The 11,701-nt window shown below is 75.0% G+C and carries 10 protein-coding genes and 1 pseudogene; 6 read left to right on the forward strand and 5 right to left on the reverse strand.

Annotated elements, in window-relative coordinates; translation table 11 throughout:
* Positions 1–15 precede the first annotated feature (15 nt).
* Genes ACFW9D_RS06335 through ACFW9D_RS06345 form a run of 3 tightly spaced genes read right to left on the reverse strand, consistent with a single transcriptional unit; the run spans position 16 to position 3,952 of the window.
* Positions 16–720, reverse strand: a complete 705-nt coding sequence (locus tag ACFW9D_RS06335; RefSeq protein ID WP_188335766.1) for a TetR/AcrR family transcriptional regulator — start codon at positions 718–720, stop codon at positions 16–18.
* Between the two features lie 49 nt (positions 721–769).
* The gene (locus ACFW9D_RS06340) at positions 770–1,978 is read right to left on the reverse strand and encodes a serine hydrolase domain-containing protein (RefSeq protein WP_384618525.1); all 1,209 of its coding nucleotides are present in this window, start codon (positions 1,976–1,978) and stop codon (positions 770–772) included.
* A gap of 30 nt (positions 1,979–2,008) precedes the next feature.
* Entirely contained in the window at positions 2,009–3,952 is a 1,944-nt protein-coding gene (locus ACFW9D_RS06345) for an ABC transporter ATP-binding protein (RefSeq protein WP_384618528.1), read from the reverse strand.
* A 350-nt stretch (positions 3,953–4,302) separates the two neighbouring features.
* On the opposite strand from ACFW9D_RS06345, the gene ACFW9D_RS06350 reads away from it, so the two are divergent.
* Both ACFW9D_RS06350 and ACFW9D_RS06355 read left to right on the forward strand, forming a co-directional pair.
* A complete protein-coding gene (locus ACFW9D_RS06350; RefSeq protein ID WP_384618556.1) occupies positions 4,303–6,423 on the forward strand; it encodes a glycoside hydrolase family 3 N-terminal domain-containing protein in 2,121 nt (706 codons plus the stop codon).
* A gap of 41 nt (positions 6,424–6,464) precedes the next feature.
* Positions 6,465–7,292, forward strand: coding sequence for a crotonase/enoyl-CoA hydratase family protein (locus tag ACFW9D_RS06355; RefSeq protein WP_384618530.1), 828 nt, complete (start codon positions 6,465–6,467; stop codon positions 7,290–7,292).
* On the opposite strand, the gene ACFW9D_RS06360 is transcribed toward ACFW9D_RS06355, so the two are convergent.
* Positions 7,275–8,123, reverse strand: a complete 849-nt coding sequence (locus ACFW9D_RS06360; protein WP_384618533.1) for a GNAT family N-acetyltransferase — start codon at positions 8,121–8,123, stop codon at positions 7,275–7,277. The two genes, ACFW9D_RS06355 and ACFW9D_RS06360, sit on opposite strands and share 18 nt — an antisense overlap.
* Positions 8,124–8,283: 160 nt before the next feature.
* Here ACFW9D_RS06360 and ACFW9D_RS06365 point away from each other — a divergent pair, with 160 nt between their 5' ends.
* Together ACFW9D_RS06365 and ACFW9D_RS06370 are read left to right on the forward strand one after the other, a co-directional pair.
* A complete protein-coding gene (locus ACFW9D_RS06365; protein WP_188335771.1) occupies positions 8,284–9,093 on the forward strand; it encodes an SAM-dependent methyltransferase in 810 nt (269 codons plus the stop codon).
* A 116-nt stretch (positions 9,094–9,209) separates the two neighbouring features.
* The gene (locus ACFW9D_RS06370; protein ID WP_188335772.1) at positions 9,210–9,386 is read left to right on the forward strand and encodes a hypothetical protein; all 177 of its coding nucleotides are present in this window, start codon (positions 9,210–9,212) and stop codon (positions 9,384–9,386) included.
* A gap of 61 nt (positions 9,387–9,447) precedes the next feature.
* Here ACFW9D_RS06370 and ACFW9D_RS06375 read toward each other — a convergent pair whose 3' ends face one another.
* On the reverse strand, positions 9,448–9,525 hold the full coding sequence (locus tag ACFW9D_RS06375; RefSeq protein ID WP_375256634.1) for a 50S ribosomal protein bL37: 78 nt from the start codon (positions 9,523–9,525) through the stop codon (positions 9,448–9,450).
* 233 nt (positions 9,526–9,758) lie between these two features.
* On the opposite strand from ACFW9D_RS06375, the gene ACFW9D_RS06380 reads away from it, so the two are divergent.
* Entirely contained in the window at positions 9,759–10,964 is a 1,206-nt protein-coding gene (locus tag ACFW9D_RS06380; RefSeq protein ID WP_384618537.1) for a hypothetical protein, read from the forward strand.
* Positions 10,961–11,701, forward strand: a pseudogene (locus ACFW9D_RS06385) (hypothetical protein); the annotation flags it as partial. The gene ACFW9D_RS06380 and the pseudogene ACFW9D_RS06385, both read left to right, overlap by 4 nt.

Below are 11,701 nucleotides of genomic sequence, written 5' to 3' on the forward strand. Positions count from 1 at the left end.
GCGGAGGGCGTCGGGTCAGGTGCGGGAGGCCCGGAGTTCGACCGCGTCGAGGAGCAGGGAGAGGGTCGTCTCGAACTGGTCGTCCTCGTCCGCCTCGGCCAAGTAGGGGGCGGCCGCGGCGAGATGGGGGTAGGTGGCGGGCGGTACGGCGAGGTACTCGCGGCGCCAGGCGAGCCGGTCGCCCTCGCGGGCCCCGCTGTCGAGTGCGGCGAACGCGGCCTCGTACGAGGAGACGGCGAGCGCCGTCTGGACCAGGGAGCGGTAGTAGCGGGCGGCCTCGCGGTCGTCGAAGCCGGCCTGGCGCAGGGCGCCGATGACGACGTCGGCGCCGCGGAACTCGGCGGTGCGGCGCGAGACGCGGGAGGCGACGAGGACGGCGACCTGGGGGTGGGCGCGGCAGGCGGCCCGGACCCGGCGGGCCAGTGACTCCAGCGTGGCCCGCCAGGTGCCGGCGGGCGCGAACCCTTCGAGAGCTTCCTCGATGAGCCGCTCGGCGAGGCCGCGCAGGATCTCGTCCTTGCCGGAGAAGTGGCGCAGCACGGCGGTGTGGTTGGCGCCGAGGTCCGCGCCGAGCCGGCGCAGGGTGAGTGCGTCGGGGCCCTCGCGCTCGACGAGGGCGAGGGCGGCGTCCAGGACGACCTGCTGGTTGAGCGACGTGCTCGGGGGGCGGCCGCGCCGTGCGCGGGGCCCGGTCCCCTCGGGCGTCCCCGGTTGCGTCATGCCGGTCATCCTAGGGCGTGTCCGCAACGTCCCGTCGTCGCCCGTGGGGTCAGTCGCGGGCGTCGAGCCAGGTCACGAGCGAGGTCAGGGCGGCGACGGTCTCGGCGTCGAGCGCGTCGTCGTCGGCGACGGGCCAGGCGCCGGTCTTCACGATCACGACATCGGCGGCCGGGTCGATCCACAGGTACTGGCCGTAGATGCCCCGCCCGGTGAACGCGCGGTGCGGGCCGCCGAGGGTCCACCACTGGTTCGTGTAGCCGTAGTGGCCGGGCAGGTCGGGGCCGAGGGCGCCGGCCTGGAGGTGGGGGCGCCCGGGCGTGCGGCCGCGCTCGATCCAGTCGACGGGCACGATCTGGCGTCCGTCGCGCTTGCCTCCGGCGGCGAGCAGGGCGCCGAGCCGGAGGAGGTCGCGCACCGAGGCGTTGAGGGAGCCGCCGCCGAGCGCGGTGCGGGGGTGGGCCCGGGTGAGGAAGTAGTGGGCGTCGTGCTCGGCGCCCATCGGCTGCCACAGGCGCTCGGTCGCGTAGCGGGCCAGCGGGGTGCCGGTCGCCGCTTCGAGGGCCCAGCCGAGGACCTGGGTGTCGAGCGTGGAGTAGTTGAAGACCGTGCCCGGTTCGGCGGTGCGGGGCAGGGAGCGGATGACGTCGAGGACCGAGCCGCCGCCGGTGACGGCCCGCTCGAACCGGCTGATGGGGGCGTGCGGGTCCGCGTAGTCCTCGACGCCGCCGGCGCCGCTGCACATGTCGAGCAGGTCGCCGAGGGTCGGGCCGTCGTACGCGGATCCGGCGAGCTCGGGCACGAGCGAGACCGCGGTGCGGTCCAGGCCGTCGAGCGCGCCCTCCTCCAGGGCGATGCCGGTGAGCAGGGAGGTCACGGACTTGGTGACGGAGAAGAGCTGGAAGCGCGCGTCGGGGCCGGCGAAGCGGCCGGGGTAGGACTCGTGCACGAGCTCGCCGCGGTGCAGCACGGCGAACCCGGTGGTCCAGGTGCGCCGGTGCAGCTCGTCGAGGGTGCGGGTGCGGCCGCCGTGGGAGTAGGTGACGTCGAGCGGGAGCGGGCGGCGCGGGAGGGGGTGCGGGGTCGCGGCGCGGGTCACGGTGTCGGTCGGCATGAGCGCCGCCATGTGCGTGAACGTCCACTCGTTGACGGGCCGGGACATCGCGAGCGTCCCCTGGTTGCGCCACAGCCAGGCGGCGCCCGCCGCCAGGCCCACGGCGGCGGCTCCCGCGACCGCCCGGTTCCTCTTCGTGCCGCGCATCGCGCCCGCCCCTCCGTCGCCCGCCCCGAATTATGAACCAATGGTGACACCAGTGGTCCGCTCCGGCAAGGGTTCCGGCGAGGGCTGCGTCGAGGCGTGCTGCTCCTCCCCCGCGAACTGGGTGCGGTACAGGTCCGCGTAGCGCCCCTCGACGGCGAGGAGCTCGGTGTGGGTGCCGCGTTCGACGATGCGTCCGTCCTCGACGACGAGGATCTGGTCGGCGGAGCGGATCGTGGACAGGCGATGGGCGATGACGAGGGCGGTGCGGTCCGCGAGGGCCTCGGCGAGGGCTTCCTGGACGGCGGCCTCGGAGGTGTTGTCGAGGTGGGCGGTGGCCTCGTCGAGGATGACGACGCGCTGCCGGGCGAGCAGGAGGCGGGCGATCGTCATGCGCTGGCGCTCGCCGCCGGAGAGCCGGTAGCCGCGCTCGCCGACCACGGTGTCGAGTCCGTCGGGCAGGGACGCGACGAGGGCGTCGAGCCGGGCCCGGCGCAGCACGTCGCGCAGTTCCTCCTCGGTGGCGTCCGGGCGGGCGAGCAGCAGGTTGGCCCGGACGGTGTCGTGGAAGAGGTGGCCGTCCTGGGTGACCATGCCGAGGGTGGCCCGCAGCGAGGTCGCGGTCAGGTCGCGTACGTCGACGCCGCCGATGCGGACGCTGCCGGAGTCGGTGTCGTAGAGGCGGGGCAGGAGCTGGGCGACGGTGGACTTGCCGGCGCCGGAGGAGCCGACGAGGGCGACGGTCTGGCCGGGTTCGGCGCGGAAGGAGACGCCGTGCAGGACCTCGGCGCCGCCGCGGGTGTCGAGCGAGGCGACCTCTTCCAGGGAGGCGAGCGAGACCTTGTCGGCGGACGGGTAGCCGAAGCGCACCTCGTCGAACTCGACGGCCACCGGCCCCTCGGGCACCGCGCGGGCGTCCGGCTTCTCGTCGATGAGCGGCTTCAGGTCGAGGACCTCGAAGACCCGCTCGAAGCTGACCAGCGCGCTCATGACCTCGACGCGGGCGCCGGCCAGTGAGGTCAGCGGGGCGTAGAGCCGGGTGAGGAGCAGGGCGAGCGAGACGACCGCGCCGGCCTCCAGGGTGCCGTCGAGCGCGAAGTACCCGCCGAGGCCGTAGACGAGCGCGAGGGCGAGGGCCGAGACGAGCGTGAGGGCGGTGATGAACGCGGACTGCGCCATGGCCGTCCGTACGCCGATGTCCCGCACCCGGCGGGCCCGCTCGGCGAACTCGGCGGACTCGTCCTCGGGGCGCCCGAAGAGCTTGATGAGGGTGGCGCCGGGGGCGGAGAACCGCTCGGTCATGCGGGTGCCCATCGCGGCGTTGTGCGCGGCGGCCTCGCGCTGGAGGCGGGCCATGCGGGAGCCCATACGGCGGGCGGGCAGCACGAAGACGGGCAGCAGGAGCAGCGCGAGGAGGGTGATCTGCCAGGAGAGGGTGAGCATGACGGCGAGGGTCAGGAGCAGGGTGACCACGTTGCCGACGACGCCGGACAGGGTGTTGCTGAAGGCGCGCTGGGCGCCGATGACGTCGTTGTTGAGGCGGCTGACGAGCGCGCCGGTGCGGGTGCGGGTGAAGAAGGCGACGGGCATGCGCTGGACGTGGTCGAAGACGGCGGTGCGCAGGTCGAGGATGAGGCCCTCGCCGAGGTTCGCGGAGAGCCAGCGCGCGAGGAGTCCGATGCCGGCCTCGGCGAGGGCGATGACGGCGATCAGCAGGGCCAGCCGTACGACGTGTCCCTGGTCGTGGCCCTTCACGATGCTGTCGACGACATCCCCGGCGAGCACGGGGGTGGCCACGGCCAGCAGCGCGGTGACGATGCTGAGCAGGACGAACTGGGCGATGCGTCTGCGGTGCGGGCGGGCGAAGGCGGCGATCCTGCGCAGGGTCGCGCGGTCGAAGGGGCGGCGGTCGGGGCCGCCGTTCTGGGCGTTCATGACGCTGTGCAGCTGCGTCCAGGCTGTGGTCTCCATGCTCATGCCGGTGACGCTACGACCTCAAGCAATGTTGAGGTCAAGGGAACGGCGCGCGTCCCCCGAACGTGCCGCGCGGCGCCCGGCGAGGCTCCCTTGACCGGCCTGCGGCCGACCCATAACTTCGCACCGGATTCACCCCTTTTGCGGTGGTGGTCGACCACCGGAACCGACCGACGGGAAGCCCTCGGATGCCCCAGCTCGGCAGGCGCACGCTGTTGTCCGCGATCGGCGTCACGGCGGCGGCCGGTGCCGCCGTCGCCGCCCCGGCCGCCCGCGCGTCCGTCGCGGCGCGCTCGGCCCGCCGGGCGCGGCGCGGCCCGTACGACGGCGAGGTGCGGGCGCTGCTGCGCCGGATGACGTTCGAGGAGAAGCTCGGGCAGTTGCAGCAGTTGCCGTGGTCGTGGGAGCTCAATCCGGGGTCGGGCGAGACGAGGGAGGTCGAGGACGCCGCGCGCGCGGGCCGGCTCGGCTCGGTGCTCAGCGTCCTCGGGGCCGCCCGCACGAACGCGCTGCAGCGGATCGCCGTGGAGGAGTCGCGGCTCGGCATCCCTCTCCTGTTCGGCCTGGACGTGATCCACGGCTGCTGGACCACGTTCCCGATCCCGCTGGCGCAGGCGGCGAGCTTCGATCCCGAAGTGGCCCGCACGGACGCCGAGGTGTCGGCGCGGGAGGCCCGCTCGTGCGGGGTGCACTGGGTGTTCTCGCCGATGATGGACGTCACGCACGAGCCGCGGTGGGGCCGGATCGCGGAGAGCGACGGCGAGGACCCGTATCTGACCTCGCGGTTCGCGGCCGCCAAGGTCGCGGGCTATCAGGGCGACGGCTACCGCGACGGGCGGACGGTCGCGGCCTGCGCCAAGCACTTCGTCGCGTACGGAGGCGCCGAGGGCGGGCGCGACTACAACACCGTCGACGTGTCCGAGTCGCGGCTGCGCAATCTGTATCTGCCGCCGTTCAAGGCGGCGGTGGAGGCGGGCGTGGAGACCGTGATGGCGTCGTTCAACACCATCGGCGGGGTGCCGGCGCACGGCAACGCGCACACGCTCACCGACATCCTCCGCCAGGAGTGGGGCTTCGACGGGACGGTCGTCAGCGACTGGGCGGGCGTCCAGGAGCTGATCGCGCACGGCTTCGCCGAGGACGGCGCGGACGCGGCGCGGCGCGCGCTGAACGCGGGCGTGGACATGGAGATGACCAGTACCCACCTGCGGGCGGAGGGCCGGGCCCTGCTGGACGCCGGGCGCGTCACACGCCGCCGCGTCGACGACGCCGTGTCGCGCGTCCTGCGGCTGAAGTTCACGCTCGGCCTGTTCGAGGAGCCGTACGTGAAGGAGTCCGCGGAGATCACCGCGCCCTCCCCCGCCGCACGCCGGGCGGCACGCACGGCGGCCGCGCGCTCGATGGTGCTGCTCAAGAACGACGGCGGCGTGCTGCCGCTGCGGCGCTCGGTCACCTCGATCGCCCTCGTGGGACCGTTCGCGAACTCCACCGACCTGCTGGGGACCTGGGCCGTGCCCGCCGCGGCGAAGCGCTTCCCCGCGGCGAAGGTCCTGGACGCGGTGCGCGAGGCCGCGCCGGGTGCGCGGGTGACGTACGCGCGGGGCGTGGCCGCCGACGGCGCCGGCACGTCCGGGATCGCGGAGGCGGTCGCAGCGGCGCGGGCGGCGGAGGTGACCGTCGTGGTCGTGGGCGAGCCGGCCGCGCTCAGCGGTGAGGCGGCGGCGCGCAGTGATCTCGGACTCCCGGGCGCACAGGAGGAGTTGATCGCGGCGGTCGCCCGGACGGGCAGACCGTTCGTGGTGGTCCTGGTGAACGGGCGGCCGCTGACGGTCGGCGACTGGCTGGACGCGGCGCCCGCCGTCCTGGAGGCCTGGCACCCGGGTGTGGAGGCGGGCCCGGCGATCGCGGACGTGCTGTTCGGCGCGGTGAACCCGGGCGGCAGGCTGCCGGTGTCGTTCCCGCGCACGGTGGGCCAGCTCCCGGTGCACTACAACCACGAGTCGACGGGCCGCCCCGCCGACCCCGGCAACAAGTACACGTCGAAGTACCTGGACCTGCCGCCCTCCCCGCAGTTCCCCTTCGGGCACGGCCTGAGCTACACGACGTTCGAGCTGGGCACGCCCGAACTGAGCCGCGCCGCCGTGCCGGCCGCCGCGCTGCGCGAGGGCGCCGGGGTCGAGGTGACGGTGGACGTGCGCAACACGGGCGGGCGCGCGGGCGACGAAGTGGTGCAGCTGTACGTGCGGGACCGCGCGGCGAGCATCGCGCAGCCCGTGCGCCGGCTCATCGGGTTCGAACGGGTCACGCTGGAGCCCGGCGCGACCCGCACGGTCCGCTTCCGGTTCGGGGCGGCCGAGCTGGGCTTCTGGACGAACGACCCGGCCGGTGAATTCCTGGTGGAGGAGGGCGCGTTCGACCTGTACACCGGGACGAGCTCGACGGCGCGGGCCAGACTGACCCTCACGGTCGAGTAGTCCCGGCCGCGGTCCTGTCCGTCCCGCGAGAGGAAACCCCCGTGCCGTCCCTCAATCCCCCGCCGTCCGTCCGCGTCGAACGCGCCGGACCCGTCACGACCGTGGTGCTGTCCCGGCCCGCCGCCCGCAACGCCGTGGACGGTCCGACGGCGGCCCGGCTGGCCGGCGCCTTCCGGGAGTTCGAGGCCGACGACACGGCGCGGGTCGCGGTGCTGTGGGGCGAGGGCGGGACGTTCTGCGCGGGCGCGGACCTCAAGGCGGTCGGTACGGGGCGGGGCAACCGGGTCGCCGAGGACGGGGACGGGCCGATGGGCCCGACGCGACTGCGCCTGACCAAGCCGGTGATCGCGGCGGTCGCCGGGCACGCCGTGGCGGGCGGGCTCGAACTGGCGCTGTGGTGCGATCTGCGGGTCGCTGAGGAGGACGCCGTGTTCGGGGTGTTCTGCCGGCGCTGGGGCGTTCCGCTGATCGACGGCGGCACGGTCCGGCTGCCGCGGATCGTCGGGGAGGGCCGGGCGCTCGACCTGATCCTGACCGGCCGCCCGGTGCCCGCGCCGGAGGCCCTCGCCATGGGCCTGGTCAACCGGCTGGTGCCGCCGGGCCGGGCCCGCGGCGAGGCCGAGGAACTCGCGCGGCGGCTCGCCGGTTTCCCGCAGGCCTGTCTGCGCAGCGACCTGGCCTCCGTACGGGCCACGGCCGGAATGCCGGAGGCGGAGGCGCTGCGCACCGAAGTCCGTTTCGGGACGGGCGTGTTGCGCGAGGGCGTCGAAGGGGCGGGGCGCTTCGTGGCGGGTGAGGGGCGGCACGGCGCGTTCGGTGCGCCGGCCGGCCCGGACGCCCCGGCGCCCGGGTCAGCCGAGTTCGAGTGAGGTGACGCCGAAGACGCGTTCGGCGTGGTGGGGGCGGACCGGTCCGGTGTACATGCGGGCGGTCTCGAACCCGGCGGCGAGGCCGCGCTCCTCGGCGAGGGCGACGGCGGCCCGGTTCACGTCGGGCACGTCGAGCGCGACGGGCCCCTCGGCGGGCGCGAGCGCGTCGAAGAGGGCGGCGGCGTCCTCCGCCGTGTCGGCGAACAGCGGCCCGATCCGCGGCATGTCCCGGCCCGCCCTGACGACTCCGTACCCGGTGATCCGGCCGCCGGTGACCCGTACCAGTGCGGTGTGTCCGGCGGTGGCGAGCCAGGACTCCAGGAACCGGGGCCGGTCAGCGGGCTGGCAGGCGCTGTCGTAGGCGTGCAGTTCCGGGAGGCGGTCGCCGACGGGCTCGACGCCGTCGGGGCGCGGGGGCGCGGGCCGGCTCGGGACGCCGGTGTAGCGGACGGTGCGGTGGGCCGGGGCGAATCCGGAGCGGCGGTAGTTGTCCTGCTGGGCGACCACTCCGTCCAGGCCCACCGTCCGGCTGCCCGCGTGGGCGAGCCCGGTGCGCCAGGTGGCGATGCCGTAGCCGCGGCCGCGCAGGTCGGGCCGGACGAGGTAGAAGCCCAGGAAGGCGTAGGCGTCGCCGTAGTTGACGACGGAGACGGCGGAGGCGGGCTCGCCGTCGACGCGCCCCAGGAAGAAGCCCCGGGGGTCCTGTGCGAAGAAGCTCGCGGTGTCGGCCAGGCCCGGGTTCCAGCCCTCGGCGGCGGCCCAGCCGTGGACCACGGCCCAGTCGGCGGGCGTGGCCTGGGCGATGTCGAGCCGCCGGGAGACGTCCTGCATGCGTGCTGCTCCTGTTCGTCACGGTGTGGCCGGTGTGTCGTCGCCGCGACACGGACCGGGTGTAGGGTCCGACCTTCCCGATCACGCCCCGGTCGTCACATGCCTGCGGCAAGATGACCGGACGCAGTCGCGAACCACCAGTATTCACAAGGGAGTTGACATGACCGAACCGTCCCCCGCCGACGTCCGGATCGACACCAGCAGGCCGCATCCCGCCCGGGTGTACGACTGGTACCTCGGCGGCAAGGACAACTACCCCGTGGACGAGGCCCTCGGACGGCAGATCACCGAGATGGAGCCCACGGCGCCGTACGGGGCCCGGCACAACCGCTGGTTCATGCAGCGGGCGACGCGCATGCTCGCCGGGCGGCTCGGCATCCGTCAGTTCCTGGACATCGGCACGGGCATACCCACCGAGCCGAACCTGCACCGGATCGCGCAGACCGCGAACCCGGACGCGACCGTCGTGTACGTCGACAACGACCCGATCGTGCTCGCCCACGCGGCGGCGCTGCTGCGCGGCACCCCCGAGGGCGTCACCCGCTACCTCCAGGCGGACGCGCGTGATCCCGGGCGGATCGTGGCGCTGGCGCGGGAGATCCTCGACCTCGACCGGCCGGTCGCGCTGTCGCTCATCGCGCTGCTGCACTTCGTGCCGGACGAGGAGGGCGCGTACGAGATCGTGCGCACGCTGGTCGACGCGCTGCCGTCGGGCAGTCATCTCGTGCTGTCTCAGCTCGCCTCGGACTTCGATCCGGAGCGCACCCGGGAGGCCGTCGCCATGTACAAGGCGGGCGGAGTCTCGCTCGTGCCGCGCACCCGCACCGAGATGGCGAAGTTCTTCGAGGGCACGGATCTGCTGTCGCCGGGGATCGTGTGGCTGCCGGACTGGCACCCGGAGCTGGGGGTCGACGAGGTGCGCGACGGGACGCCGGTGCCGCTGTACGCGGGGGTCGGCCGCAAGCCCTGAGCGCGTCCGGGAACCGGGGTCCGGCGCGCCACGCCGACATGGCGAAGATCACACATGGCGATGCCCACGTGACGGACCGGAGCGAAAAGCGGCACCGATCGCCTACTCTCTTTCACATGTCCTCCACTCCTGCCCCGCACTCCGAACGGTCCGCCGACGAGGTCAACGAGCAGATCCGTGACCTGTGGGCGCGTACCGGCGGGCAGTTGACCGCCGAGGACCGCGCGGAGTACGAGGTGCTGGTGACGGAGTGGGCGATGGCGATCGGTGAAGGAGCCGTGCAGAGGGCCTGATCCGGCCTCCGGCCTCGGCCCCGACCCCGCCCCGCCGCTCAGTTCCGGTCCGCGTCCCCGTTCAGGACTGGGGACGCTTGCCGTGGTTCGCCGCGTGCTTGCGGCGGGCCTTCTTCTTACGGCGTCGCTTCGATGACATCGGGACCTCCCGGGGCGTAGCGGACACATCCGTGGCTCACCTTTCCACAGCCCGTTCGCGTGCGCGATTCCGCGATGTCACACCATGTCCCCCGTGTGTCCGCGCCCGCGGGGCGGCGCCGGATGTTCACGGCTCCTCCGCAAAGGCGTTGACGGGGCCGGAGGGGTCTGGGAGGGTCACCTGGCCCGTCGCTCCGCCACCCCCCGGTGAGGGACCGAGGAGATCCCACCCCGATGACGCACAGCCCCGCCCCCGCCTCCGAAGCCCCCGGCTCCGGCTGGCGGCGCTTCGCCCGGGCCCACTGGTCCGGGGATCCGGTGGTGGTGGCGGACGCACCCGGGACCGGCCTCACGGCGGCCGAGACGCACGCGCTGCTGGTGGCCGCCGCGGCGCGCCCCGGCCGGACCCGGCTGACCACCTCGGACGCCGTACTGCCCGCCCCCGGACCGCTCCTGCCGGGCCCGGACGATCCCGACACGGCCGCGTACGTCCGGCGCATGGCCGCCGCGCCCGAGCTGGCGGGTGACGGCTGGCTGCTCACCGCCACGGACCCGCTGGCGCACGACTTCGGCCTGTGGGCGCGGGTGCGGGACGTCCTGGACGGCCTGTGGCGGCACGTCGGGCGGCCCGCGCTGCCCGTCACGGCGGAGCTCGCCGTCGGGGACCGGCACCACGCGCCGGACCGGCCCGGTGTCCGCGCGGACACCGCGGGCCTGACCTGGGTCCTCGACGGCTCCCTCACCGTGCGGGTACGGCCCGAGCACACCGGCACCGAGTTCGTCCTGCACGCCCGCGCGGGCGATCTCGTGCACTGGCCGGCCGGCAGCCACCACCTCGACCAGCGTTCCGGCCCCTGCACGACCCTGCGCCTCTCCGTGCCCGCACGGCGCGCCTCCGCCCTCCCGTACGTCTCCGAGGTCCTCGGCGCGCTGATGCGCGACGACGCCGGGCCCCGGCCGGAGCGGCGCCCGCTCCCCTCCCCGGTGCCCGCCGCGCCCGACGGGCGGATCGCCGTGCCGGCGGCGCTGCGGGACTGCGCGGAGCTGCTGCGCGGGACGCTCGCGGGGCGCGCGCCCGAGCGAGCGCTGCTGCTGCGCTGGGCCGCGCTGCGGTCCGCAGCCGGGCTCCATCCGCCCCCGCCGCCCCGGCCGGGCATCGCCTTCTCGCCGGCGCACCGATTACGGCGCGTGGCGGAGATCGTACGGGTCGCCGACGGGGCGGACGGGCCCGTGTGGGCGGCCAACGGACACGCCTGGCCGGTGCCGGCCTCCTGCGACCGGCTGCTCACAGCGCTGCGGGGATCCGGCACCACCGTGGCCGAGCTGGCCCGCGCCGCCGGGCTGCGGCCCGCGTCCCCCGAGCTGACCGGCCCGCTGGACGCGCTGTACCGGGCCCGCGCGGTGGACGTCGAGCCGTACCCGGGCGCGGGGCGTCCGTGACCGCCGCCGGCCCGATACGCACGGCCGTCCTGGACCCGCTCGACTGGCGGGTCTTCGCGCGCGACCACTGGGACCGGCGGCCCGTCGTGCTGCGCCCCGCGGGGCCGGGCACGGCGCTGTTCGACCGGAACGAGGTGTTCGAGAGCGCCGTCGTCGCCGCGCAGTTCGCGGTGACCGCCGCGCGGGCCGAACTGACCGTCGGATCGCGGCTGCTCACCGACCCCGGGGACCTGCTGCCCCTCCAGGAGGACGGCTCGTTCGCGCGCTACGACCTGCGTCTCGCCGGGCGGACCGAGGGGCAGCCGTTCGCACTGGCCGTGCACGCCCTGCACGCGGGACACCATCCGCTGTGGGCCCGGGAGCGCTCCTTCCTCGCCGGGCTGTGGGACGAGGTGGGCCGCCCGCACGGCGGGGTGAGCACGACCCTGACGCACGGCACGCGCGAGCCCCTGGTGCCCGCGGAGGCGGCGCGGGAGGCCCGGTTCGTGTGTCTGCTGACCGGGCGGCGGCATCTGCGCGTGACGGACGGCGACGGGACCACGAGCGTCGCCGCGACGGTCCCCGGTGACCTCCTGTATCTGCCGCCGGGCCATGCCTGGTCGGCGGATCCCGCGCCCCGGCCCGTGACCACCGTCCGCGTCGGCGTCCCCCGCGACCCGCACCCGCACTGCCCGCCGCCGCATCCGCACGAGCCGGACCCGCCCGGTCGGCCGGGCGGCGACGACATCCTCGGACGC

Source organism: Streptomyces sp. NPDC059524, assembly GCF_042749255.1.
GTDB classification, from domain to species: Bacteria; Actinomycetota; Actinomycetes; order Streptomycetales; family Streptomycetaceae; genus Streptomyces; species Streptomyces xanthii.